22 protein-coding genes are annotated in these 25,316 nt (G+C 71.5%); 12 read left to right on the top strand and 10 right to left on the bottom strand.

All coding sequences use genetic code 11. The annotated features are described in order from the left end of the window. Positions 1–9 precede the first annotated feature (9 nt). Positions 10–1,119 (bottom strand): ferritin-like domain-containing protein, encoded by a 1,110-nt coding sequence (locus DC008_RS23560; RefSeq protein ID WP_108708657.1) that lies wholly within the window; start codon positions 1,117–1,119, stop codon positions 10–12. A 126-nt stretch (positions 1,120–1,245) separates the two neighbouring features. On the opposite strand from DC008_RS23560, the gene DC008_RS23555 reads away from it, so the two are divergent. From DC008_RS23555 to DC008_RS23535, 5 genes are all read left to right on the top strand, one after another. Next, positions 1,246–2,184, top strand: coding sequence for an AurF N-oxygenase family protein (locus DC008_RS23555; protein WP_108708656.1), 939 nt, complete (start codon positions 1,246–1,248; stop codon positions 2,182–2,184). A gap of 202 nt (positions 2,185–2,386) precedes the next feature. After that, positions 2,387–3,031 (top strand): TetR/AcrR family transcriptional regulator, encoded by a 645-nt coding sequence (locus DC008_RS23550; protein WP_108708655.1) that lies wholly within the window; start codon positions 2,387–2,389, stop codon positions 3,029–3,031. A 10-nt stretch (positions 3,032–3,041) separates the two neighbouring features. Further along, positions 3,042–3,347, top strand: coding sequence for a hypothetical protein (locus tag DC008_RS23545; protein ID WP_108708654.1), 306 nt, complete (start codon positions 3,042–3,044; stop codon positions 3,345–3,347). Between the two features lie 102 nt (positions 3,348–3,449). Beyond that, positions 3,450–4,502: a C40 family peptidase gene (locus DC008_RS23540; protein WP_108708653.1), complete on the top strand. Its 1,053-nt coding sequence runs from the start codon at positions 3,450–3,452 to the stop codon at positions 4,500–4,502. A 147-nt stretch (positions 4,503–4,649) separates the two neighbouring features. Beyond that, a complete protein-coding gene (locus DC008_RS23535) occupies positions 4,650–5,009 on the top strand; it encodes a DUF805 domain-containing protein (protein WP_108708652.1) in 360 nt (119 codons plus the stop codon). A 74-nt stretch (positions 5,010–5,083) separates the two neighbouring features. On the opposite strand, the gene DC008_RS23530 is transcribed toward DC008_RS23535, so the two are convergent. From DC008_RS23530 to DC008_RS23510, 5 genes are read right to left on the bottom strand one after another with little or no spacing between them, the layout of a single operon-like run. Beyond that, positions 5,084–6,337 carry a styrene monooxygenase/indole monooxygenase family protein gene (locus DC008_RS23530; protein WP_108708651.1) on the bottom strand — a complete coding sequence of 418 codons (1,254 nt, stop codon included), beginning with the start codon at positions 6,335–6,337 and terminating at the stop codon, positions 5,084–5,086. 25 nt (positions 6,338–6,362) lie between these two features. Continuing rightward, positions 6,363–6,974 (bottom strand): GTP-binding protein, encoded by a 612-nt coding sequence (locus tag DC008_RS23525; protein WP_055624100.1) that lies wholly within the window; start codon positions 6,972–6,974, stop codon positions 6,363–6,365. Then, positions 6,955–7,374, bottom strand: a complete 420-nt coding sequence (locus DC008_RS23520) for a DUF742 domain-containing protein (RefSeq protein WP_108708650.1) — start codon at positions 7,372–7,374, stop codon at positions 6,955–6,957. The genes DC008_RS23525 and DC008_RS23520 overlap by 20 nt, the downstream gene beginning before the upstream one ends. Continuing rightward, entirely contained in the window at positions 7,371–7,874 is a 504-nt protein-coding gene (locus DC008_RS23515) for a roadblock/LC7 domain-containing protein (protein ID WP_108708649.1), read from the bottom strand. Before DC008_RS23515 ends, DC008_RS23520 begins: the two co-directional genes overlap by 4 nt. Further along, complete coding sequence (locus tag DC008_RS23510; RefSeq protein WP_108708648.1) at positions 7,871–10,753, bottom strand: sensor histidine kinase; 2,883 nt, start codon at positions 10,751–10,753, stop codon at positions 7,871–7,873. Before DC008_RS23510 ends, DC008_RS23515 begins: the two co-directional genes overlap by 4 nt. A gap of 406 nt (positions 10,754–11,159) precedes the next feature. On the opposite strand from DC008_RS23510, the gene DC008_RS23505 reads away from it, so the two are divergent. Further along, positions 11,160–11,930 (top strand): protein phosphatase 2C domain-containing protein, encoded by a 771-nt coding sequence (locus DC008_RS23505; RefSeq protein ID WP_108708647.1) that lies wholly within the window; start codon positions 11,160–11,162, stop codon positions 11,928–11,930. Positions 11,931–11,945: 15 nt separating this feature from the next. Here the strand turns inward: DC008_RS23505 and DC008_RS23500 are convergent, their stop codons facing one another. Then, the gene (locus tag DC008_RS23500) at positions 11,946–12,440 is read right to left on the bottom strand and encodes a MarR family winged helix-turn-helix transcriptional regulator (protein WP_425276567.1); all 495 of its coding nucleotides are present in this window, start codon (positions 12,438–12,440) and stop codon (positions 11,946–11,948) included. Positions 12,441–12,665: 225 nt separating this feature from the next. Between DC008_RS23500 and DC008_RS23495 the strand changes: the two genes are divergently transcribed. Next, the gene (locus DC008_RS23495) at positions 12,666–13,505 is read left to right on the top strand and encodes a lysozyme (protein ID WP_108708645.1); all 840 of its coding nucleotides are present in this window, start codon (positions 12,666–12,668) and stop codon (positions 13,503–13,505) included. 69 nt (positions 13,506–13,574) lie between these two features. Here the strand turns inward: DC008_RS23495 and lon are convergent, their stop codons facing one another. After that, positions 13,575–15,989 (bottom strand): endopeptidase La, encoded by a 2,415-nt coding sequence (gene lon, locus DC008_RS23490; RefSeq protein ID WP_108708644.1) that lies wholly within the window; start codon positions 15,987–15,989, stop codon positions 13,575–13,577. 310 nt (positions 15,990–16,299) lie between these two features. Here lon and DC008_RS23485 point away from each other — a divergent pair, with 310 nt between their 5' ends. From DC008_RS23485 to DC008_RS23470, 4 genes are all read left to right on the top strand, one after another. Next, positions 16,300–16,977, top strand: coding sequence for a spermidine synthase family protein (locus tag DC008_RS23485; RefSeq protein WP_108708643.1), 678 nt, complete (start codon positions 16,300–16,302; stop codon positions 16,975–16,977). A 132-nt stretch (positions 16,978–17,109) separates the two neighbouring features. Beyond that, positions 17,110–17,847 (top strand): response regulator transcription factor, encoded by a 738-nt coding sequence (locus DC008_RS23480; protein WP_030956984.1) that lies wholly within the window; start codon positions 17,110–17,112, stop codon positions 17,845–17,847. After that, the gene (locus tag DC008_RS23475) at positions 17,844–18,950 is read left to right on the top strand and encodes a sensor histidine kinase (protein WP_108708642.1); all 1,107 of its coding nucleotides are present in this window, start codon (positions 17,844–17,846) and stop codon (positions 18,948–18,950) included. The genes DC008_RS23480 and DC008_RS23475 overlap by 4 nt, the downstream gene beginning before the upstream one ends. Before the next feature lie 291 nt (positions 18,951–19,241). Beyond that, a complete protein-coding gene (locus DC008_RS23470) occupies positions 19,242–23,027 on the top strand; it encodes a multifunctional oxoglutarate decarboxylase/oxoglutarate dehydrogenase thiamine pyrophosphate-binding subunit/dihydrolipoyllysine-residue succinyltransferase subunit (protein ID WP_108708641.1) in 3,786 nt (1,261 codons plus the stop codon). Between the two features lie 96 nt (positions 23,028–23,123). On the opposite strand, the gene DC008_RS23465 is transcribed toward DC008_RS23470, so the two are convergent. Further along, positions 23,124–24,113 carry a hypothetical protein gene (locus DC008_RS23465; RefSeq protein ID WP_108708640.1) on the bottom strand — a complete coding sequence of 330 codons (990 nt, stop codon included), beginning with the start codon at positions 24,111–24,113 and terminating at the stop codon, positions 23,124–23,126. Positions 24,114–24,249: 136 nt separating this feature from the next. Between DC008_RS23465 and DC008_RS23460 the strand changes: the two genes are divergently transcribed. Further along, entirely contained in the window at positions 24,250–24,432 is a 183-nt protein-coding gene (locus DC008_RS23460; RefSeq protein WP_055624112.1) for a DUF6104 family protein, read from the top strand. Between the two features lie 15 nt (positions 24,433–24,447). Here DC008_RS23460 and DC008_RS23455 read toward each other — a convergent pair whose 3' ends face one another. After that, positions 24,448–25,272: a serine/threonine-protein kinase gene (locus DC008_RS23455; RefSeq protein ID WP_108708639.1), complete on the bottom strand. Its 825-nt coding sequence runs from the start codon at positions 25,270–25,272 to the stop codon at positions 24,448–24,450. Positions 25,273–25,316 lie beyond the last annotated feature (44 nt).

Raw genomic sequence — 25,316 nt, 5'->3', positions numbered from 1 at the left:
GCGGGCGGCTCAGTCGCCGTCGGCGCCCGCCCGTACGGCGTCGGTCACCTCGGCGACCCGCTCGCGCTCCTCGCGGGCGAACCGTTCGGCGTCCAGCCGCTCGGCGATCTCCTCGTCCTGGCTCATCAGCAGGTCCAGGTTGTGATCGCCCATCTCCAGCACGCCCATGTCGACGTAGGCCCGCTGGAGGCGTTCGCCCCAGAGGCCGATGTCCTTGACGCAGGGCACGATGCGGGAGAAGAGCAGCTTGCGGAACAGTCGGAGGAACTCGGAGCGTTCGCTGAGCTCCTCCGCCTCGGCTTTCGGCACGCCGAAGTTCTCCAGGACCTCGACACCCCGCAGCCGGTCCCGCATCAGGTAGCAGCCCTCGATGACGAACTCCTCGCGCTCGCGCAGTTCGGCGTCGGTGAGCTGCTGGTAGTAGTCGCGCAGGGCCATCCGCCCGAAGGCGACGTGCCGGGCCTCGTCCTGCATGACGTAGGCGAGGATCTGCCGGGGCAGCGGCTTGGTCGTGGTGTCACGGATCATGCCGAACGCGGCGAGCGCCAGGCCCTCGATCAGCACCTGCATCCCGAGGTAGGGCATGTCCCAGCGGCTGTCGCGCAGGGTGTCGCCGAGCAGGGCCTGGAGATTGTCGTTGATCGGGTAGACCATCCCGACCTTCTGGTGCAGGAAGCGGCCGTAGATCTCGGCGTGCCGGGCCTCGTCCATGGTCTGGGTCGCCGAGTAGAACTTGGCGTCCATGTCGGGCACCGACTCCACGATCCGCGCCGCGCAGATCATGGCGCCCTGCTCGCCGTGCAGGAACTGGCTGAACTGCCAGGAGGCGTAGTGCCTGCGCAGGTCGCCCCGCTCCCGTTCGCTCATCCGGTCCCAGTACGGGGTGCCGTACAGGGCCATCGCGTCCTCGGGCGTGCCGAGCGGGTCGTAGGGGTCGACCTCCAGGTCCCAGTCGATCCTGCGCCGGCCGTCCCACTGTTTGTCCTTGCCCTTCTGGTAGAGGGCGAGGAGCCGCTCGCGGCCGTCGTCGTACTCCCAGTTGAAGCGGGCCGCGCCGGTCGCCGGTACCTGCCAGAGGAGGTCACCCGGATCGTCGGCGTACACGTCGTATGTCGGCATATGGCGCAGGCTCCTACGTGTTGGACGCGGGGTCAACAAGTGCGGCACGGGGGATTGACGGGCTTACTGACAGGCAGTCTCATAAGAGCCGTACGATGTGACCACCGGTTACGAGGTGAGGGACCGATGACTGCCCTGACGGAAGCCGAGGCGCTGGACGGACTGCGCGACGCGCTCGGCCTGCTCAAGGACCGTGAACAGGTGGCCGAACGCCTCCTCGCCTCTTCCGCGAAGCACTCGTTCGACCCCGACAAGGAGCTGGACTGGGAGGCGCCCTTCGAGGAGGGCAAGTGGTTCTGGCCCCCGGAGCTGGTCTCGCTCTACGACACCCCGATGTGGAAGCGGATGAGCGAGGAGCAGCGCATCCTGCTCTCCCAGCACGAGGCCGCCGCGCTCGCCTCCCTCGGCATCTGGTTCGAGCTGATCCTGATGCAGCTGCTGGTCCGGCACATCTACGACAAGGCGGCGACGAGCGCCCACGTCCGGTACGCCCTCACCGAGATCGAGGACGAGTGCCGGCACTCCAAGATGTTCGCCCGCCTGATCTCGCACGGCGGCACGCCCTGGTACCCGGTCAGCCGCGCCCACCAGAACCTGGGCCGGCTGTTCAAGACGATCTCCACCACCCCGGGCTCCTTCACGGCCACCCTGCTCGGCGAGGAGGTGCTCGACTGGATGCAGCGCCTGACCTTCCCGGACGAGCGCGTCCAGCCGCTGATCCGCGGGGTCACGCGAATCCATGTGGTCGAGGAGGCCCGCCATGTGCGGTACGCCCGTGAGGAACTGCGCCGGCAGATGATGACGGCGCCGAGGTGGTCGCAGGAGTTCACCCGAGTGACCTCCGGCGAGTTCGCCCGCGTCTTCTCGGTCGCCTTCGTCAACCCGGACGTCTACACCAACGTCGGCCTCGACAAACGGGAGGCCATGGCACAGGTCAAGGCCAGCGGCCACCGCCGCGAGGTCATGCAGACCGGCGCCAAGCGGCTGACCGACTTCCTGGACGACATCGGCGTCCTGCGCGGCGTGGGCCGCCGCCTGTGGAAGTCGTCGGGGCTGCTGGCATAGCCGAAGGCGCTCCCGGCCCGGCGGTTAAGGGCTGTCCCGTCATTCCCGGTGGATCGGCGCGCGGCGTCGGATGCGGTGCATCGCAAGGCGGAGGGTCGTCCGCATACCGGATGTATGCGGACGACCCGACAACGCGGCGAGGTGCCGTAGCCGGCGTCGCGCGCCCGCCGGGAATGACGGGACAGCCCTTAGGCTTCCTTCCATGCCAGCCGCTCCCGCCTACCGCCGTCTGAGCGTCGAGGAGCGCCGTTCGCAGCTCCTCGACGCCGCCCTCGGGCTCTTCGCGCACCGCGCCCCCGAGGAGGTCTCCCTCGACGACGTGGCGGAGGCGGCCGGGGTGTCCCGGCCGCTGGTGTACCGGTACTTCCCCGGCGGCAAGCAGCAGCTCTACGAGGCCGCCCTGCGCTCCGCCGCCGAGGAGCTCCAGAAGTGCTTCGACGAGCCCCTCGACGGGCCCCTGGTCCCCCGCCTCGCCCGCGCTCTCGACCGCTATCTCGCGTTCGTCGACGAGCACGACACCGGGTTCAGCGCCCTGCTCCAGGGCGGCAGCGTCGTCGAGACGTCCCGGACGACGGCGATCGTCGACGGGGTGCGCCGGGCCGCCGCCGAGCACATCCTGCGGCATCTGGAGGTCGGCGACCCCGGGCTCCGCCTGCGGATGACCGTCCGGATGTGGATCACGGCCGTGGAGGCGGCCTCGCTGATCTGGCTGGACGAGGGCAAGCAGCCGCCCGTGGAGGAGCTGCGGGACTGGCTGGTGGACCAGTTCGTGGCGGTGCTGTCGGTCACCGCCACCCGGGACCCGCAGACCGCGGCGCTGGCCGAGCGCCTGCTGGCGGATGGCTGACACTGGTCCCGTGAAGAGCGAAGACACCCCGTTCGAGGGCGGCCCGATGGACGGCCGGGTGCTGCCCGTGCTGCTGGGCATCACCGGGCACCCGCCGAAGACGTACCGCATCCCCGTCCCCGACCCGGACGGCGGCCCGCCCACGGTCCTCGTCTACCGCCGCGTCCCGCGTGTACAGGGAGCCCGGCCGGGGCTGTCGCGGCGCTGGAAGTACGCCTACGACCCCGAGGGCGAGCGGGGCGGCCGCCGGCTGAACTGGCCGTGGTCGCGTCCCGGCGACACGCCGCCCGGCAAGCGGGACGACCCGCACGGGTGACCGGCCTACGCCGAACCGCGCACGTCCCGCGCGCGGACCCGGTGCGTCCGCTCGATGCTCACGGTGCGAGCAGAGATCCTGTACCGCACCGGAGGTGATGACATGTCAGGAAGGCCGCTGCGTCTGGCGTGCACCGCGGCCGTGCTGTCCGCCGCGCTCCTCGCCCCCGGGTCCGCCACGGCGGCCCCCGAGCCCCCGGAGCGCACCACGGCCGCCCTGCTGACGGACCTTCAGCGCCTGTACCGGGAGGCGGAGCGGGCGACCGAGACGTACAACGCCACCGAGGAGAAGCTGGACCGGCAGCGCGCCGAGGTGGCCCGCCTGGACAAGGCGCTCGCCGCCGCGCGGCTGCGGCTGCACGACAGCCGGGGCGCGGCCGGCCGGCTGGCCCGCCAGCAGTACCAGAACACCACGGCGATCTCCCCGTACGTACGGCTGCTGCTGGCCCGCGACCCCCAGCATGCCCTGGACCAGAGTCATGTCATCGGCCTGCTGGCCCGCGAACGCGCCGAGACGGTCGGCCGGCTGACCGGCACGGAACGCGAGGCGGACCGCCTGGCCCGCCGGGCCCGCGCCGCCCTGGACACCCGACTCTCGCTCGCCGACCGGCAGAAGAAGGACCGGGACACCGTACGCAAGCGGCTGCGCGAGGTGGAGGAACTCCTCGCGTCCCTCACCGCCGAGCAGCTCGCCGAACTGGCCGAACTGGAGGAGAAGGGCGTCGACAAGGCGCAGAAGGACCTGGTGGCGTCGGGCGCCCTCGCGCAGGACGACCACAAGCCGTCCGCCCGGGCCAGGCGGGCGATCCGCTTCGCCGAACGCCAGCTGGGCAAGCCGTACCGCTGGGGCGCCGAGGGGCCGAAGTCGTACGACTGCTCGGGGCTGACCCAGCGGGCCTGGGCGCACGCCGGCACCCGTATCCCCCGCACCAGCCAGGAACAGTGGGCCCGGCTCGAACGGATCCCGCTGGCCGAAATGCGCCCCGGCGACCTGGTCGTCTACTTCCCCGACGCCACGCATGTCGCCCTGTACATCGGCAGGGGAAAAGTGGTCCAGGCGCCGCGCCCCGGCGAGAAGGTCAGGATCTCCCCGATCGCCTCCAACCCGGTCCTGGGCGCGGTCCGGCCGACGACGAAGACGCGCAGCTCAAAGTAGTCGAAGTGGCCTTTTATCAAGCCACAGATGATCACCGATCAGACGCTGCGCGATAACTTTTTGACCCGCGAGAACAAGCCATCTAGATTCCGCTGGCCTGTTCATTTCAAGCAGGCCTTCACCCGATCTAGTCCCTGGGGGGGACCCATGAACTGGTACCTCGACGTCCTCAAGAAGTACGCCACCTTCAGCGGCCGCGCCCGCCGCAAGGAGTACTGGATGTTCGTGCTCTTCAACACGATCGCGTACATCCTGCTGATGGTCATCGACCTCGCCACCATCGGCTCCGGTGTCCTCGCCATCGTCTACGAGGTCGCCGTCCTGCTGCCCTCGCTCGCGGTCGGCGTCCGCCGCCTGCACGACACGGACCGCTCCGGCTGGTGGCTGCTCATCGCCCTCATCCCGCTCGTCGGCGCCATCGTCCTGCTGGTCTTCCTGGCCAGCGACGGCAAGCCGGAGGCGAACAAGTACGGCCTGAACCCGAAGCTGGCGCCGGCCGCCGCCTGATCAGGCTCACACATACGACGGTGGCCCGCCCCTTCGGGGGGCGGGCCACCGTCGTTCTGTACGGGCCGGAAGACTCAGGCGCCCGCGAGCGAGCCCAGGTAGGCCTCCGTCTTCTCCGGGTCGTAGAAGAAGTTCTCGAAGTCGGCCGGGTTGTCGAAGGCGTTGGCGAAGCGGTCGGCGGCGGGCTGGAGCTGGCCTGCCGCGCCGATGAGGTTCAGGACGTGCTCCGGGGGCGGGGCCAGCATGGCGTTCGTCCACTTGGTGACGTGCTGGGCCGTGGCCCAGTAGCGGTCGAACGTGGCCCGCATCCAGGCCTCGTCGAACTCCTTGTCGCCGTGTTCCAGGATCGACGCGAGGTAGGCCGCCGCGCACTTGGACGCCGAGTTGGAGCCCTGGCCGGTGATCGGGTCGTTGGCCACGACGACGTCCGCGACGCCGAGGACCAGGCCGCCGCCGGGCAGCGTGCCGACGGGGTTGCGGACCGTGGGGGCGTACCGTCCGCTCAGCGTGCCGCCGGCGTCCGTCAGCTCCACCTTCGTGGCGCGGGCGTACTCCCACGGCAGGTACCGCTCCATGAGTTCCAGGGTCAGGGAGAGGTGCTCGGCCGGGTCCTTCACGCCGTTGAAGACGTCGAGCGGGCCGCCGGGTATGCCCTCCCAGAACAGGATGTCCGCGCGTCCGGACGTCGTCAGGGTCGGCATCACGAACAGCTCGCCGACGCCGGGCACGAGGTTGCAGCGGACGGCCTCGGTGTCCGGGTGCTCCGGGCGCGGGCCCATGCCGTGCACGTAGGCGACCGCGAGGGCGCGCTGGGGCTCGCTGTACGGGGAGCGCTCCGCGTCCCGGCCGAACATCTGGACGAGCTCGCCCTTGCCCGCCGAGACCAGCACGAGGTCGTAGGTGCGGGCGAAGTAGTCGAGGTCGCCGACGGCCGCGCCGTGGATGACGAGCTGGCCGCCGCGCTGGGCGAAGGTCTCCATCCAGCCGGCCATCTTCACCCGCTGGTCCACGGACTGCGCGAACCCGTCGAGCCGGCCCAGCCAGTCGATCGCGCGGGCGGCCGGGCCCTCGGCCCAGGAGCCGGGGGCGGCGACGGAGACGCCGAGTCCTTCGATCTTCGGGGCCTGGGACTCCCAGAAGTTCAGCTGGAGGTCGCGCTCGTGCTGGAGTGCGGTGTGGAACATGCACTGGGTGGACATGACCCGCCCGGAGCGGATCTCGTCCGCGGTCCGGTTGGACATCAGGGTGACCTCGTACCCGTGGGACTGAAGTCCGAGGGCGAGCTGGAGACCGGACTGGCCGGCCCCGACGACGAGTATCTTCCGCATGCGGGTGAGGGCTCCTAACCGCGTTTCACTCGGGGGTGACGTCCAGCGCGTGCCCCACCAGGGACAACAGGGTCTCGATCACCGAGATCCGGCGCCTCGCGTCCATGATCATTACAGGTATGTGCGGAGGGATCGTCAACGCCTCCCGCACGTCCTCCGGTTCGAACCGCTCACTGCCGTCGAAGTGGTTGACCGCGACGACGTACGGCAGCCCGCAGCTCTCGAAGTAGTCGAGCGCCGGGAAGCAGTCCTTCAGCCGCCGGGTGTCGGCCATGACGACCGCGCCGATCGCGCCGCGCACCAGGTCGTCCCACATGAACCAGAACCGCTGCTGGCCCGGGGTGCCGAACAGATACAGCACCAGGTCCTCGTCGAGCGTGATCCGCCCGAAGTCCATGGCCACGGTGGTGGTCGACTTGCCGGGCGTGGCGGTGAGGTCGTCGGTCTCCTCGCTCGCCTCGGTCATCAGCGCCTCGGTCTGCAGCGGCGTGATCTCCGAGACGGATGTGACGAGCGTGGTCTTGCCGACGCCGAACCCGCCCGCCACGACTATCTTCGTGGCGATCGGGGCCCGGGCCCGGTCCGTCTGCCAGGACCGCAGGTCCTCGTCGGTGTCCTCAAAGACGACGGAGTCCACTCAGCACCCTTTCGAGCAGAGCCCGGTCCGGACGGCCGGTGCCATGACCGGTTCCGGTGCCGTACACACGGATCTTTCCCTGGTCCGCGAGATCGCTGAGGAGCACGCGGACCACGCCGAGCGGCATCTTCAGCAGCGCGGCGATCTCGGCCACCGTACGCATCCGGCGGCACAGTTCGACGATGGCCCTCAGCTCCGGCATCACCTTGGTGCTGAGCGAGCCGTTCGTCAGCTCCTTGCGCTCCTCGGGGGCCTCCAGCGCGGCCACGAACGTCTCCACCAGGAGGACGTGGCCGAAGCGGGTGCGGCCGCCGGTGAGCGAGTAGGGCCGCACACGGGCCGGTTTTCGGTCACCCCCGCGCACGGGGAGCTGTCGCCGGTTCCTCGGGGCGTTGCTCATCGGGTGCTCCCTGCCGACGCGGGCTCCAGCGACTTCCGGAGCTCGCTGCGGAGTTCGGGGGTGAGAACGTGTCCGGCCCGGCCGACGAAGAGCGCCATGTGGTACGCGACCACGCTCATGTCGCAGTCGGCGGAGCCGTGCACCCCGAGCAGCGAGCCGTCGCTGATGGACATGACGAAGAGGCTGCCCTCGTCCATGGCGACCATGGTGTGCCTCACCCCGCCGAACTCCATCAGCTTGGCCGCCCCGACGGTGAGGCTGCCGATGCCGGAGACGATGGTGGCGAGGTCGGCGGAGGAGCCGCGCGGGCCCGAGCGCCGCTCGTGCCTCGCCTCGCGGGCCTCGGCGTTGCGTGCCTGGTCGGAGGAGAGGAGCAGGAGGCCGTCGGAGGAGACGACGGCGACCGACTGGATACCCGGCACCTCCTCGACCAGATTCGTCAACAACCAGTGCAGGTTGCGGGCTTCACTGCTCAGTCCGAAGGTACTGGGCGCGGTCAACTGCTTGCCTCCTCGACTGTGCCCCCCGTGGCTGCTTCGGATTCGGTGCTCGCTCCGGCGGGCGTGTCCGGTGCCTTGTTCTGTCCGGTGCGTTCGGCGATCTCCGCCTGGACGTCGCGGTAGCCGGCCTCCGCGCCCTTGCGGAAGCCGCCGAGCCGGCGGCGCAGGGCCTCGGCGTCGACGCCCCCGCTGCGGCGGACCGGCGCGGCCGTCGGTGCCGTGATCCGGGGGGTGCGCTTGGGCAGGCCCTTGTCGGTGACGGGCTCCGGGTCCTCGTCCACCTCGTCCCGGGCTCGTTCGTGGGTGTCGGGGCCGATGGCGTACGGGTCGGGGCGCTCGGGCTGCTCGGGCGTCTCCATGCGCTCGGGCAGCTCCGTCCGCTCGGGCCGCTCCGTGAGCGACTCCTCGGCCGGGGCGGCGGCGGGCTCCGGGATCAGCAGCTCCATCGTCGTCTCGGCGGGCGACTGCTGGGCGGGGACGTGCGGTTCGGCGGCTGCCTCGGCGGGCTCGGTGGCCGAGGGCTCGGTGGCCGAGGGCTCGGTGGCCGAGGGCTCGGTCGCCTCCGGCTCCTCGCCGGCCTCCTCGGGCCCGGCCTCCGACTCGTTGCGCTCGACGGCCTGCTCGGCCAGCGCCACCAGCGGGTCGGCGCCCTTCTGCCGGGCCGGCAGATGGTTGGAGTTGGCCTCGGCGTCGGCGCCCGGCAGGGAGAAGGTGTGGCCGCCGGTGCGGCGCGGTGACTCCGTGGGGACCGCGGCGGTGGGCGCGGCGGCCAGCAGACCCTTGGGCAGGACGGCGACGGCCGCGACCCCGCCCTGCTTCTGCTCGCGCAGCTGCACGCGGACGCCGTGCCGATGGGCGAGGCGGGCGACGACGTACAGGCCGAGACCCAGCCCGTCCTCGCCCTCCTGGTCGTAGGTGGCCTCCGGGTCGAACTCGGCGAGACGGGTGTTGAGCCGGGTCAGCCGGTCCCCCGCCATGCCGATGCCCTCGTCCTGCACGGAGAGCATCACCTCGCCGCTCTCCAGCAGCCAGCCGGACACCTCGACGGGCAGGTCCGGCGGAGAGAACGAGGTGGCGTTCTCCATGAGTTCGGCGAGCAGGTGGGACAGGTCGTCGGCGGCGAAGCCGGCCACGTGCGCGTGCGGCGGCAGCGCGGCGATCCGGACCCGCTCGTACCGCTCGATCTCGCTGACGGCGGCGCGGACGACGTCCACCAGCGGCACCGGTCCGGCGTGCTGCTGCACGTGCTCGGTGCCGGCCAGCACGAGGAGGTTCTCGCTGTGCCGGCGCATGACCGTGGCGAAGTGGTCGAGTTTGAACAGGGTGGCGAGGCGCTCGGGGTCCTGCTCGCGCTCCTCCAGGCCCTCGATCACGCCGAGTTGCCGCTCGACCAGGCCGAGGGTACGCAGGGCGAGGTTGACGAAGGTGCCGCCGATGCTCTCGCGCAGCCGCTCCAGCTGGGCGGTGGACTCGGCGAGTTCGCCGCGCAGGTCCTCGCGGGCGTCGGCCATCTTCTGGCGCTGCCCGACCAGGTGCTTGCGGTCGGACTCCAGGGTGGCGATGCGCTCGTTCAGGGCGGCGGCCCGCGTGTGCAGCGCGTTGACGGAGTCGACGACCTGGGCGAACTCGTCCCTGCGGCCGGTGAACCGCACGGGTTCCTCGGCGGCCGGGTCGGCGGCGCCCGCGAGCCGGGCGGAGCCGAGCCGCAGTACGGCGAGGGGGCGGGTGAGGCCGCGGGCCATGCCGGTGGCCACGCCCACGGCGAGCAGCATCAGCACACCGAGGATCGCGATGTGGATCTCCAGCGCGGTGACGTCGTCGTCGCGGAGCTGCTCCAGGGCCTTGGTGCGGCGGTCGTAGAGGGCCGACTCCGCGCCGCGCATCGAGTCGACGCGGGCGGAGAGGGCGGCCGAGGCACGGCGGGTGTTGGTCTCCAGGTCCCGGTCGCTGAGCGTGGGCTGGTCGGTGAGGGCGACCAGGTAGCGCTCGGCGGTGTCGACCTCGGGACCGGTGACGGTGGAGTCGTACGAGGCGCGCGCGGCGGGCGCGGCGGTGTCCCGGAAGTCGGCAAGGGCCGCGTCGGAGCGCAGCCGGGCCTGCTGGGCGGCGGTGGCGAGCGCGTCACGCTGTTTGGCGTCCGCGTCCGAGGAGGTCTTCCGCGTGGTCGCGACACCGGTGAGCGGGTCGACGACGGTCTGGGTGGTGGTCGGCACGCTCAGCGCGGCGAGCAGCAGCCCGCGCGCGGCGGCGGCCTGCTGCACCGCGGTGTCGAGTTCGGCCAGCGCGTGGGCGCCGGTGCCGGCGCGCGAGGGCATCTCCTCGGCCAGGCGCTCGGCGAGCCGGTGCAGTTCGGCGATGGCCGCCGTGTACGCGGCGTGCGCCTCCAGGGCGGTGCTCTTGCCGGTGAGCGCGGACCGGCGCAGCGTGGCGACGCCTTCGAGGTCGTCGCGCAGACCGGCGGGCGTGTCCGTGTCGGCGCGCAGCTCCTCGACCTGCCGGTCGACCCGGGCGCTGCGCTGCTCGCTGGGCGCCTTGGACTTGGGGCGGCCCGCGGCGATGTAGGAGGTGACCTCGTCGCGCTCGTCGGCGAGGGAATGCGCGAGGGTGAGCGCGTCCTGGGTCTGCTCGGCGAGCGTCACGGCGCTCTGTGTGTCATGCAGTTGCGCGGAGGCGGTGACGATCGAGGGGACGCCGGCGCCGGCGATGGCCGCGGCGACGACGGCCACGGCGACGATCAGCCGGTTCCGTACGTGGGTCGGGCGCCCCTTGCCTGCGGGGGCGGGGGCTTCGGCGGTGCCGGGGGTGGGCTGGTCGCCTCCTGCGGAGGCCGTCTGCTTGCCTGAGCGACGAGGCCGCGTCTTCTGCACCGGTGCTCGCATTCCTGACTCGTGGTACCCATGGGTCCGGATGACGTCGGGTCAACTTCCGTCGACCGTACGTACACCCCTCCCCCAAGCTCGCGACTGGGTTCGCGCCCGGGGTGGCCCTCACCGGTCCCCGACCCTCCCAGTGCCGGTGGGCGACGGTCCGGCATCACCTGACCCGCCACCCGAAGGAGTGAACCCCGGAGGGGAGTTGGCGGGCAAGTTCCCGTGGCCGGTGCCAGGACCCTGCGCGGTGGGCCGGTTGGACGTCTGCGGCGGGCGGTGGCAGTATTCGCCGCCACGTCTTGCCGGAGTGATGCATTCCTCTCAAATCAGGCGGGTGACCTGCGTCGCCGTGACGGTCCGGCGGAAGTCGCGCCCCTGGGCGGGACCTTGTGAAGGGCTCGTGCAGACTGGCCGGATGCGCACAGAGCTAGTTTCGGAGTCGGGCGATCCGGACCGCGCCAACGAGGACTTCGCGAGTGTGGCCCTGCCCGCTTCGGGGCGGGGAGGGGCCCTCGTCGTCCTGGACGGGGTGACGCCGCCGCGGGACGGGGCGGGGTGTGTGCACTCCGTCCACTGGTTCACCGCACGGCTCGGCGGGGCCCTGACCGAACTGACCGTTTCCCTCCCCGATGTGCCCCTCGCGGAGGTGCTGGCCCGGGCGATCGCGCGCACCGCCGAGGCCCACGCGGGGACTTGTGACCTTTCTCACCCGCGCACGCCCCAGGCAACCGTCGTCCTCGCGCGGTGGTCCGCCGGGGCGGTGGAGCACCTCGTCCTGTCCGACTCGGCCCTGCTGGTGGAGTCCCACGACGGGACGGTGACGCCCTGCCTCGACGACCGACTGGACCGGCTGCCGGCGTCGGCGCTGGCGACGCACGCCCATGTCGACACGTATCTGCGCAACAAGGAGGGCGGCTTCTTCACGGCGGCCGCCGACCCGGCGGTGGCGGAACGGGCGGTGACGGGGGCGCTGCCGCGCGACGAGGTGCGCACCCTGGCCGCGCTGACGGACGGGGCGACCCGCTGGGTGGAGCGCTTCCGGCAGGGCGACTGGCGCGACTGCCTCGGCTATGTCCGCGAGAAGGGCGCGGGGGCGCTGGTGGAGCGGGTACGCGCGCTGGAGCGGACGCACCCGGGGCGCGGCAAGCGGCACGACGACGCGACGGTCGTGTACGTGGAGCTGTGAGGCGGCCGGGGGCGGTTAATGGTCCATGCCCCGGTTCAGCTGGTTCAGCAGCCGGGCCAGCTCCGCCACTTCCTCGCGCTCCCAGTGGGACATCTGGGCGACATAGCTCGCCCGGCGGGCCTCGCGGACCTTGGCGACCCGGCGGCGGCCCTCCTCGGTGAGGTGTACCAGCCAGGCCCGGCCGTCCGCCGGGTCCGGTTCCCTGGCGACCAGGCCGAGGTCCTCCAGGGCGCGCAGCTGGCGCGACATGGTGGCCTTGCCGACGCCGATGTACGCGGCGAGTTCGGTGGCCCGCAGCTGTCCCGACTCGTCCAGACGGACCAGCAGCCCGTACGCCGCCGACTCCAGGTCCGGGTGGACCTCGCGGGCCATCTCGCCCTGCTTGGCCCGGGCGCGCCGGAAGAGGACCGTCAACTCGCGTTCCAGGTCCAGGAACTCGGGCTGGTCCATACCACCGCTGGAGCTACCGGGTCCGGGCGCCATCGCGTCGCCGTTGCCGTCTTCGTGCACGTCAGCCCCTGCCTCGTTTTCCCGGCCGTGAAAGTTTCCGCCAACCGGCGTCATCGCCGCAGCTCCGTCAGTATTTCGCAGGCTTAGACCAACGGCAGCCGCCAGGCCCTCTTCCACCTGGTCATTCCGCTGCCTAGCGTCGTACGCGGAGCATGCCGCTGACATGCTCACGCCACACCCGTGCGCGTTCCCCACCATGCGTCACCGAGCCTTCGGAGGCACGCTATGCCCGTGCACAGACCCGAACAGCGCCACCCCCACAGCCCGTATCCGACCGGACTCCTGCTCACCCTCGCACTCGCCCTGGCCCTGCTCGTCCTGACCGCCCAGCCGTCGTCAGCGCGGGACGGCGGCACCCCGCCACGCGGCTCCGCCTACATGGGCATGGGCGTCGCGGCGCACGACGGCACCACCGGCGTCCCCGCCGGCACCCTGGCCGCCCAGACGGAGGGTGTCGACGTCTCCAGCCACCAGGGCAACGTCGCCTGGTCGACCCTGTGGTCCAGCGGGGTCAAGTGGGCCTATGTGAAGGCCACCGAGGGGACGTACTACACCAACCCCTACTTCGCCCAGCAGTACAACGGCTCCTACAACGTGGGCATGATCCGCGGGGCGTACCACTTCGCGACCCCGGACACCACCAATGGAGCAACCCAGGCCGACTACTTCGTCGACCACGGCGGCGGCTGGTCCCGCGACGGCCGCACCCTGCCCGGTGTCCTCGACATCGAGTGGAACCCGTACGGCGACGCCTGCTTCGGCAAGTCCGCCAGCGGGATGGTCACCTGGATCCGCGACTTCGTGAACCGCTACAAGGCGCGCACCGGCCGCGACCCCGTCATCTACACGGCGACCAGCTGGTGGAAGCAGTGCACCGGCAACTCCAGCGCCTTCGCCTCGGCCAACCCGCTGTGGATCGCCCGGTACGCCGCGTCCGTGGGCGAACTGCCGGCCGGCTGGAGCTACTACACGATGTGGCAGTACACCTCGACCGGCCCGACCGTCGGCGACCACGACCGCTTCAACGGCGCCCTCGACCGGGTCGTGGCCCTGGCCAACGGCTGACGCCCCCGCACGGGGAGGGCCCGGGCCCCCACCTGGGGACCCGGGCCCTGCCCTGTCCGGCGGCGTCCGTCACGCCGCCGCCGGAACCTCCCGGGCCGCGTCGCTGGTGGCCGGCGACAGGGCCAGCTCCAGCACCTGGCGGACATCGGTCACGGCGTGGACGTCGAGCTTGTCCAGCACCTCGGCCGGGACGTCGTCCAGGTCGGGCTCGTTGCGCTTGGGGATGATCACGGTCGTGACCCCCGCGCGGTGCGCGGCGAGCAGCTTCTGCTTCACGCCGCCGATCGGCAGCACCCGGCCGGTCAGCGAGACCTCACCGGTCATCGCCACGTCCGTACGGACCAGCCGTCCGCTGAGCAGCGACGCGAGCGCCGTCGTCATCGTGATGCCCGCGCTCGGCCCGTCCTTCGGGACCGCGCCCGCCGGGAAGTGGATGTGCACGCCCCGGTCCTTGAGATCGGCGACGGGCAGCTCCAGCTCGGCGCCGCGGCTGCGCAGGAAGCTCAGCGCGATCTGGGCGCTCTCCTTCATCACGTCACCCAGCTGACCGGTCAGCGTCAGGCCCGCCGCGCCCGTCTCCGGGTCGGCCAGCGACGCCTCGACGAACAGGACGTCGCCGCCCGCGCCGGTCACCGCGAGACCTGTGGCCACGCCCGGCACGGCCGTACGGCGCTCCGCCGGGTCCTGGGCCGACTCGGGCACGTGGTGCGGCCGGCCGATCAGGCCGCGCAGCTCGTCCTCGCTGACGCTGAACGGCAGCTTCCGCTCGCCCAGTTCGTGCTGGGCCGCCACCTTGCGCAGCAGCCGCGCGATGGACCGCTCCAGGGTGCGCACGCCCGCCTCGCGGGTGTACTCGCCGGCGAGCTTGCGCAGCGCGCCCTCGTCGATGGTGACCTCGTCCGCGTTCAGTCCCGCCCGCTCCAGCTGGCGCGGGAGCAGGTGGTCGCGGGCGATGACGACCTTCTCGTCCTCGGTGTAGCCGTCGAGCCGGACCAGTTCCATACGGTCGAGCAGCGCCTCCGGGATGGCCTCCAGCACATTGGCGGTGGCCAGGAAGACGACGTCGCTCAGGTCGAGCTCGACCTCCAGGTAGTGGTCCCGGAACGTGTGGTTCTGCGCCGGGTCGAGCACTTCGAGGAGCGCGGCCGCGGGGTCGCCGCGGAAGTCGGAGCCGACCTTGTCGATCTCGTCGAGCAGGACCACCGGGTTCATCGACCCGGCCTCCTTGATCGCCCGCACGATCCGGCCGGGCAGGGCCCCGACGTACGTACGGCGGTGGCCGCGGATCTCGGCCTCGTCGCGCACACCGCCGAGGGCGACACGCACGAACTTGCGCCCCATGGCGTGGGCGACGGACTCGCCCAGCGAGGTCTTGCCGACACCGGGCGGGCCGACGAGCGCCAGCACGGCACCGCCGCGCCGCCCGCCGACGACACCGAGGCCGCGCTCACCGCGCCGCTTGCGCACCGCGAGGTACTCGGTGATCCGCTCCTTCACGTCCTCGAGACCGGAGTGCTCGGCGTCCAGCACGCCCTTGGCGCCCTGGATGTCGTAGGCGTCCTCGGTGCGCTCGTTCCACGGCAGCTCCAGGACGGTGTCCAGCCAGGTCCGGATCCAGGAGCCCTCGGGCGACTGGTCGCTCGACCGCTCCAGCTTGTCGACCTCCTTGAGCGCGGCCTCGCGGACCTTCTCCGGCAGGTCGGCGGCCTCCACGCGGGCGCGGTAGTCGTCGGACTCCTCGCCCTCCTGCTCGCCGTTCAGCTCGCGCAGCTCCTTGCGGACGGCCTCCAGCTGGCGGCGCAGCAGGAACTCGCGCTGCTGCTTGTCGACGCCCTCCTGGACGTCCTTGGCGATGGTCTCGGCCACGTCCTGCTCGGCGAGGTGGTCGCGCAGCTGCTGCGTGGCGAGCTTGAGCCGGGCCACCGGGTCGGCGGTCTCCAGCAGCTCGACCTTCTGCTCGGTGGTCAGGAAGGGCGAGTATCCGGAGTTGTCGGCGAGCTGCGAGACGTCGTCGATGGCCTGCACCCGGTCCACGACCTGCCAGGCACCGCGCTTGCGCAGCCAGGCGGTGGCGAGCGCCTTGTACTCCTTCACCAGCTCCGCCACCTGTCCGGGCAGCGGATCGGGCACGCTCTGGTCGACGGGCGTGCCCTCGACCCACAGCGCCGCACCCGGCCCGGTGGTGCCCGCGCCGATACGCACCCGGCCCCGGCCGCGGATCAGGGCACCGGGATCACCGTCGGCCAGCCGGCCGACCTGCTCCACGGTGCCGAGCACCCCGGTGCTCGCGTAGGTCCCGTCGATACGCGGCACCAGCAGCACCCGGGGCTTGCCGGGCGTGGACCGCGCGGCGGCCTGCGCGGCCTCCACGGCGGCACGCACATCGGCGTCGTTCAAGTCCAGGGGGACCACCATCCCGGGCAGCACGACCTCGTCGTCGAGCGGCAGCACGGGCAGGGTGAGCGGTGTGGACGTCGAAGCCATGATCTCCCCTTAGGCAGTCAAGTTGAGTTACGCCGACTCAATGCTCGGGGCTGCCCGATTGTTCCCGGCACTCCGGCACGTTCGCTGACAGCGATCGACGGCGAACCCGGCGTGTGGAATCCACGGGGTCGACAGGGGAAGCGGCGAGTCGAAGGCCGCTATTCCGGCCGGTCCCCGGCCACCGGAATCCCGGCGTGCGTAGCCGACGGCACGGTGACCGAGCCGGTCCCCGCCCGGGAGGCGGTCACGGCGTTCGCTCTCGGCGATCGGGTGCTCACCGCAGCCCCCTCCCCCCTGGCAGGATGGCCCGATGTCCACTTCGTACGACACGCCTGTGGTTCTGGACCGTCGCGAAGGCCCCTATGGGGAGGTGGTGCTGCGGCGGCACGGGGAGCTGCTGCAGATCATCGCCAACGGCTGCTTCCTGATGGACACCTCCGACGGCCGCTCGGAGCGGCTGCTGGTGGACGCGGCGCTGGACGCGCTGGGCGACCGTTCACGGCCGCACATCCTGATCGGCGGGCTCGGGGTCGGGTTCTCGCTCGCACACGCCGCGGCCGACCCGCGGCCGGGGCGGATCACCGTCGCGGAGCGCGAGCGCGCGATCATCGACTGGCATCTCGGCGGGCCGCTGTCCGGCCTCTCCGGGGCGGCGCTCGCGGACCCGCGGACGTCGATCCTGGAGACCGATCTCGTCACCCACGTGTATGAGACATCCGCCACGTACGACGCGCTCTGCCTCGACATCGACAACGGGCCCGGTTGGACCGTCACCGACGGCAACGAGAGCCTGTACTCACCGGACGGACTGGCCGCCTGCGCAAGGGCGTTGACACCGGGTGGGGTACTGGCCGTATGGTCCGCTCAGCCCTCTCCGGAATTCGAAGAAACCTTGCGCAATGCCGGATTCCAGCAGGTGCGTACCGATGAGATCCCCGTTGCCCGGGGCGTTCCGGACGTCGTGCACCTCGCCGTCCGACCTGGATAGCCCTGGCACGGTGACTCCCCGTACTCTGCTTCCCTGACGCGGATCATTCAAGCGTCAATCGCAAGCATGCGCAGGCACAGCCAGTAAGCGGGATCACCCCACGGATTCCGGAAAGCAACTTTGGGGCGGGCGATGGAGCAGACACACACCTCCCACAACGGCACGGCGGCGACCCCCGGCGCACAGCGCCGGGTCCTGGTGGTCGAGGACGATCCGACCATCGTGGACGCCATCGCGGCCCGTCTGCGCGCCGAGGGATTCCTCGTGCAGACCGCGGGTGACGGCCCGGCGGCCGTCGACACGGCCGAGGCCTGGCAGCCCGACCTGCTGATCCTCGACATCATGCTGCCGGGCTTCGACGGCCTGGAGGTCTGCCGCCGGGTGCAGGCCCAGCGGCCGGTGCCGGTCATGATGCTGACCGCGCGGGACGACGAGACGGACATGCTGGTCGGGCTCGGCGTCGGCGCCGACGACTACATGACCAAGCCGTTCTCCATGCGGGAGCTGGCGGCACGCGTGCACGTGCTGCTGCGCCGCGTCGAGCGCGCCGCCCTCGCGGCCACCACGCCGCGCTCGGGCATCCTGCGCCTCGGCGAGCTGGAGATCGACCACGCGCAGCGGCGTGTGCGGGTCCGCAGCGAGGACGTGCATCTGACGCCGACCGAGTTCGACCTGCTGGTGTGCCTGGCGAACACCCCGCGCGCGGTCCTCTCGCGCGAGCAGCTGCTCGCCGAGGTGTGGGACTGGGCGGACGCCTCCGGCACCCGCACCGTGGACAGCCACATCAAGGCGCTGCGCCGGAAGATCGGGGCCGAGCGCATCCGCACCGTGCACGGCGTGGGCTACGCCCTGGAGACGCCGACGCCATGAGCGACGGTCCGGCCGCGCGGAGAGGCCCCGGGGAGCCCTGGGGCGGCGTACGTCCGTTCTCGATCAAGACCAAGCTGGGCGCGCTCGTCGTCATCGCGGTCCTGATCACCACCGGACTGTCGATGATCGCGGTGCGCACCCAGACGGAGCTGCGCTTCATCACGGTCTTCTCGATGATCGCCACGCTGCTCATCACGCAGTTCGTGGCGCATTCGCTCACCGCGCCGCTGGACGAGATGAACACGGTGGCCCGCTCCATCTCCCAGGGCGACTACACGCGCCGGGTCAGCGAGAGCCGCCGCGACGAACTGGGCGACCTGGCCGGGACGATCAACCTCATGGCCGACGAGCTGGAGGCCCAGGACCAGCAGCGCAAGGAGCTGGTCGCGAACGTCTCCCACGAGCTGCGCACCCCGATCGCCGGCCTGCGCGCGGTCCTGGAGAACGTGGTCGACGGCATCGCCGAGGCCGACCCGGAGACGATGCGCACGGCGCTGAAGCAGACCGAGCGCCTCGGCCGGCTCGTGGAGACCCTGCTGGACCTGTCCCGCCTGGACAACGGCGTCGTCCCGCTGCGGATGCGGCGCTTCGAGGTGTGGCCCTATCTGTCCGGGGTGCTGAAGGAGGCCAACATGGTCGCCTCCGCGCGCGCGGGCATGACCTCGGGCTCCGGCAGCCACACCCGTACGGACGTGCATCTGCACCTCGACGTGTCCCCGCCGGAGCTGACCGCGCACGCCGACCCCGAGCGCATCCACCAGGTCGTCGCCAACCTCATCGACAACGCGATCAAGCACAGCCCGCCGCACGGCCGGGTCACGGTCAAGGCGCGGCGCGGCCCGCACCCGGAGTCGCTGGAGCTGGAGGTCCTGGACGAGGGCCCGGGCATTCCGCGCTCGGACTGGCACCGGGTCTTCGAGCGGTTCAACCGGGGCGCCGTCAGCCGCCCGCACGGCCCGGGCAGCGACGGCGGCACCGGACTGGGGCTGGCGATCGCGCGCTGGGCGGTGGACCTCCATGGCGGCCGGATCGGTGTGGCCGAGTCGGAGCGGGGTTGCCGGATTCTTGTCACACTTCCAGGGCAGCCTTCCGTACCAAGTTGACGTAAAGTTCGAAGCGGAGCGCCAAGATCCACACGCGTCGTGCCTGACAGGGCCGTGTGATCAGGTACAGACCTGCGCCGTCGCCGCGTCAGGTCGCGGCCGCGCCATCCCCTTTACGTGCCGCAGAAGCGGAACCCCGCTTGTTTCCCGCCATTTCTGAGCCCGAAACACGCTTCCCGATGTGACTTACACGACGATGACCATGCCCGGCCTGACCTTCCCGGCCGGGGAGGCGTAGCCTTGATTCCCGCTGTCCATCACCTTGTGAAGCGGAAGAGGGCGGTTGCCGCCGTGTCGCCACAGTCCCCCAGTAACGCATCGAGCATCTCGACCGACGCGGACCAAGCGGGCAAGAACCCCGCTGCCGCGTTCGGCGCCAACGAGTGGCTCGTCGACGAGATCTATCAGCAGTACCTCCAGGACCCGAATTCGGTAGACCGCGCCTGGTGGGACTTCTTCGCCGACTACAAGCCGGGGGCTGCCGCCGCCCCGGCTCCGGCGGGTACCGCGGCCGCGGGGGCCGCGGAGACCACCACCGCTCCGGCCGACGCGTCGGTCCCGGCGCCCGCTCCCGCGGCCCCGAAGCCGGCGGCCGCAGCCCCGGCCAAGGCCGCCGCGCCCGCCGCTCCGGCGCCGGCGAAGCCCGCCGCGGCCCCGGCCGCCAAGCCGGCCCAGCCGAAGAAGGCCGAGCCCGCCGCCGCCCCCGCGGACGGCCCCGAGTTCGTGACGCTGCGCGGCCCCTCCGCCGCGGTGGCCAAGAACATGAACGCCTCGCTGGAGCTGCCGACCGCCACCTCGGTCCGCGCGGTCCCGGTGAAGCTGCTGTTCGACAACCGCATCGTCATCAACAACCACCTCAAGCGGGCCCGGGGCGGGAAGATCTCCTTCACGCACCTGATCGGCTACGCGATGGTGCAGGCCATCAAGGCCATGCCGTCGATGAACTACTCGTTCGGCGAGAAGGACGGCAAGCCGACCCTCGTCAAGCCGGCGCACGTCAACCTCGGCCTCGCCATCGACCTGGTCAAGCCCAACGGCGACCGCCAGCTCGTCGTCGCGGCGATCAAGAAGGCCGAGACGCTGAACTTCTTCGAGTTCTGGCAGGCCTACGAGGACATCGTCCGCCGCGCCCGCGACGGCAAGCTGACGATGGACGACTTCACCGGTGTCACGGTCTCCCTGACCAACCCCGGCGGCCTGGGCACCGTGCACTCCGTGCCGCGCCTGATGCCCGGCCAGTCCGTGATCATGGGCGTCGGCGCCATGGACTACCCGGCGGAGTTCCAGGGCACCTCGCAGGACACCCTGAACAAGCTCGGCATCTCGAAGGTCATGACGCTCACGTCGACCTACGACCACCGGGTCATCCAGGGCGCCGCCTCCGGCGAGTTCCTGCGCCAGGTCGCGAACCTGCTGCTCGGCGAGAACGGCTTCTACGACGACATCTTCGAGGCCCTGCGGATCCCCTACGAGCCGGTCCGCTGGCTCAAGGACATCGACGCCAGCCACGACGACGACGTCACCAAGGCCGCCCGGGTCTTCGAGCTGATCCACTCCTACCGGGTCCGCGGCCACGTCATGGCCGACACCGACCCGCTGGAGTACCGCCAGCGCAAGCACCCCGACCTCGACATCACCGAGCACGGCCTCACCCTGTGGGACCTGGAGCGCGAGTTCGCGGTCGGCGGCTTCTCGGGCAAGTCCCTGATGAAGCTGCGCGACATCCTCGGCGTGCTGCGCGACTCGTACTGCCGCACCACCGGCATCGAGTTCATGCACATCCAGGACCCCAAGCAGCGCAAGTGGATCCAGGACCGCATCGAGCGCCCGCACTCCAAGCCGGAGCGCGAGGAGCAGCTGCGGATCCTGCGCCGGCTGAACGCCGCGGAGGCCTTCGAGACCTTCCTGCAGACGAAGTACGTCGGCCAGAAGCGCTTCTCCCTGGAGGGCGGCGAGTCCGTCATCCCGCTGCTCGACGCGGTGCTGGACTCGGCTGCCGAGTCCCGCCTCGACGAGGTCGTCATCGGCATGGCCCACCGCGGCCGGCTGAACGTCCTGGCGAACATCGTCGGCAAGTCGTACGCGCAGATCTTCCGCGAGTTCGAGGGCAACCTCGACCCGAAGTCGATGCACGGCTCCGGTGACGTGAAGTACCACCTGGGCGCCGAGGGCACCTTCACCGGCCTGGACGGCGAGCAGATCAAGGTCTCGCTCACCGCCAACCCCTCCCACCTGGAGGCGGTCGACCCGGTCCTGGAGGGCGTCGCCCGCGCCAAGCAGGACATCATCAACAAGGGCGGCACGGACTTCACCGTCCTGCCGATCGCCCTGCACGGCGACGCGGCCTTCGCGGGCCAGGGTGTCGTCGCCGAGACGCTGAACATGTCGCAGCTGCGCGGCTACCGCACCGGCGGCACCGTCCACGTCGTCATCAACAACCAGGTCGGCTTCACCGCGGCCCCCGAGTCCTCGCGTTCCTCCATGTACGCGACGGACGTGGCCCGCATGATCGAGGCCCCGATCTTCCACGTGAACGGCGACGACCCCGAGGCCGTCGTCCGCGTCGCGCGGCTGGCCTTCGAGTTCCGTCAGGCGTTCAACAAGGACGTCGTGATCGACCTCATCTGCTACCGCCGCCGCGGTCACAACGAGTCGGACAACCCGGCCTTCACCCAGCCGCTGATGTACGACCTGATCGACAAGAAGCGCTCGGTGCGCAAGCTCTACACCGAGTCCCTGATCGGTCGCGGCGACATCACCCTGGAAGAGGCCGAGCAGGCGCTGCAGGACTACCAGGGCCAGCTGGAGAAGGTCTTCACGGAGGTCCGCGAGGCCACCGCGCAGCCGACCGCCGCCGAGCCCACGGACCCGCAGGCCGAGTTCCCGGTCGCCGTGAACACCGCGGTGACCACGGAGGTCGTCAAGCGGATCGCCGAGTCCCAGGTCAACATCCCCGACCATGTCACCGTCCACCCGCGTCTGCTGCCCCAGCTGCAGCGCCGGGCGTCGATGGTCGAGGACGGCACCATCGACTGGGGCATGGGCGAGACTCTCGCGGTCGGCTCCCTCCTGCTCGAGGGCGTCCCGGTCCGGCTCGCCGGCCAGGACTCGCAGCGCGGCACCTTCGGCCAGCGCCACGCGGTGATCATCGACAACAAGACGGGCGAGGAGTACACGCCGCTCCAGTACCTCTCCGAGGACCAGGCGCGGTACAACGTGTACAACTCCCTGCTGTCCGAGTACGCGGCGATGGGCTTCGAGTACGGCTACTCGCTCGCCCGCCCCGAGGCGCTCGTGATGTGGGAGGCGCAGTTCGGCGACTTCGTCAACGGCGCGCAGACGGTCGTGGACGAGTTCATCTCGTCGGCCGAGCAGAAGTGGGCCCAGACCTCCGGTGTGGTCCTGCTCCTGCCGCACGGCTACGAGGGCCAGGGTCCGGACCACTCCTCGGCCCGCCCGGAGCGCTTCCTCCAGATGTGCGCGCAGAACAACATGACGGTCGCCATGCCGACGTCGCCGTCGAACTACTTCCACCTCCTGCGGTGGCAGGTGCACAACCCGCACCACAAGCCGCTGGTCGTCTTCACCCCGAAGTCGATGCTGCGCCTCAAGGCCGCCGCGTCGAAGGCGGAGGAGTTCACCACCGGGCAGTTCCAGCCGGTCATCGGCGACGCGTCGGTCGACCCGGCCGCCGTCAAGAAGGTCGTCTTCTGCGCCGGCAAGGTCTACTACGACCTGGAGGCCGAGCGGAAGAAGCGCGGCGTCACGGACACGGCGATCATCCGCATCGAGCGCCTGTACCCGCTGCCGGGCACCGAGCTCCAGGCGGAGATCAAGAAGTACCCGAACGCCGAGAAGTACCTGTGGGCCCAGGAGGAGCCGGCGAACCAGGGTGCGTGGCCGTTCATCGCGCTCAACCTGATCGACCACCTGGACCTCGCGGTCGGTGCCGACGTCCCGCACGGCGAGCGCCTGCGCCGCATCTCGCGTCCGCACTCCTCGTCCCCGGCCGTCGGTTCCGCCAAGCGGCACCAGGCCGAGCAGGAGCAGCTGGTGCGTGAGGTGTTCGAGGCCTGAGCCTGCGGACCGCCGTAGGAGAGCCCGGACGGAAGGCCCGGCTCCGAGTCCCTCGACTCGGAGCCGGGCCTTCCGGCGTCCGCTTGCGGGCGTCTTCTAGCGCAGGGCTGCGTGGAGCTGGGCGAGGGCGCGTACGGTCGACCGGATCTCCAGCAGATAGGCGGTGGCCCCGGACGGGCGCCGGGCCGGCTCGGGTGCCCTCGACGGTTCGATGCCGACGGTGTCCACCTCCACGGCGAAGGGCAGCTGCAGCATCCGTACGGCGGTGGCGTGCTGGGCGGGCACGTGGAGCGCGGTCGTCACCAGCAACAGCCGGTCCCCCGGCCCCAGTTCGGCGACCCGCTCGGCGAAGAAGGCGTAGCTGTCCGCGGTGTCCGCGCGGCGCCGCTCCGGCCGGCTCGACGGGGCGGCGACCACCCGGACGGGCAGCCGCCCGGGCGTACGGTACGTGCGGACGGCCCAGGTGCCGCCGGGCAGTTCGGACTCCTCACCGGCCACGGACTCGGGCGTCTGCAGGCCGAAGGCGCGGCGGGTGCCGAAGTCGAGGGCCTCGTACTCCTCGCCGAGCTCGGGTGCCCCGGCGAGCGCGGCGAGCTCGAACTCGTCGCCCACGAAGGGGCGGTGGCCGCCGAGGGCGGTGACGGAGCCGGCGGTCACCCGTCCGGTGCGGATCAGATGGGCGGCGTACGCCGTGCGGGCCAGGCAGGCGCGGATGAGGCCGCCGAGGACCAGCACGTGCTCGTAGTGGCCGTAGCGCAGCCGGGTGCCGCCACAAAGGCCGAGAGCCTCGGCGGCGGCCCGTACGAGCTGCTGCTGCTCGGGGCGTACGGGCAGGTCGTCGGCGAGATTGCGTTCCCTGCCGCGCCGGGTGTCCCAGCGGCGGGTGAACACGTCGAGCCGGGCCAGCCGCTCGGCCGCGTCGCCCTTGCGGGCCGCCAGGTCGCGGGCGAGTTCATGGTCCTGGTCGGTGCGGGCGAACGCCTCGACCAGGGCGCGCACGGGCGGCGAGGCCAGCCAGTCCTCGATGTCCGCGACCGGGTCAACTCCCGTGCCGACGAGGGGTACCGGGTCGAAGTGCGTACTCATGTCGTTCCGTCTCCGTGGGATGGGACTACCGCGCGCCGTCCCGAGAACTGCCGGGACGGGGGCGGGGTCACGGAACCGTCGGCGAGCGGCCCCGGCCCGGCACGCAGCCGTGGCGGACAGGACATATCCTCACTGCATGTACTTCACCGACCGAGGCATCGAAGAGCTGGAGAAGCGGCGCGGCGAGGAGGAGATCACCTTCGAGTGGCTGGCCGAGCAGCTGCGCACCTTCGTCGATCTGAACCCCGACTTCGAGGTACCGGTGGAGCGGCTGGCGACCTGGCTGGCCCGGCTGGACGACGAGGACGACGACATCTGAGGACGCCGGTGCACGTCAGTCCAGCGGGCTGACGGGCCAGCAGGCGAGGCCCAGTGTGCCGTGGGCCAGCAGGAGCGCGCCCGCGGTCGTCCAGCCGCCGCTGCGGCGGTGCAGGCCCCAGGCCGTGAGAGGCAGGCCGACCGCGATCTGGGCCAGGGAGAGCGCACGCGCCCAGGGCCCGGCGGCGGCCCAGGGCACGAGAGGGGCCGGCGGCGCGGCGTCGTCCTCGGACCGGGCGGCGCCCTCCGTCGGGCGGACGTGCGGGTGTTCGCGTGCGGCGGCGCGCAGCCGTTCGGCGCTGTCGCCGGGGGCGAGGCCGTCGGGCAGGTGCACGCCCGCGCGCTGGAGGACGGCGAGCAGTCCGCGCAGGCGGGCGCGGGCGTCGGACGCCGGGTCGGGGCGGGTCAGTTCGTCGAGGGACTGCTCGTCGAGCACCGGGTCGAGGCCGAGGCGGGCGGCGAAGGTGTGCATGGCCTCGTCGACGCCGGCCGGGGTGCCGTCGGCGAGCCATTCGTAGCCGACCGGGCGGCGGAAGCCCGAGGCGAGGGAGTACCCGGCGCGCTCGGTGTCCCACCACAGGGCGAGGGCGGGCCACGGGGCGCCGACGGCCAGGGCGAGGGCCCAGCCGGACAGGACGCGGTCGACCGGCTCGCCGCCCTCCTGCCAGGGCCTGCCCTCGGGGACGAGCACACTCCACCCCTCGCCGGCCGGCGCGAGCAGCATGTCCTCGCGCAGCAGCCTTGCCACGGGTGCGACGGAATCGGGTTCCGCCCGGCACAGGAGCAGGGCGCCCGGGGCCGGCTGGGCCTCGCGGGCGGACCGGGACTGTTCCGTCGACATGCCCCCACGCTAGGCCGGTTTGCCCGGTCAGCGAGATTTGTGAT

The sequence above is a fragment of the Streptomyces nigra genome, from assembly GCF_003074055.1.
In the GTDB taxonomy this organism is placed as follows: Bacteria; Actinomycetota; Actinomycetes; order Streptomycetales; family Streptomycetaceae; genus Streptomyces; species Streptomyces nigra.
The sequence above is the reverse complement of the archived record's forward strand: the minus strand, read 5'-3'. Positions and strand labels throughout refer to the sequence as shown.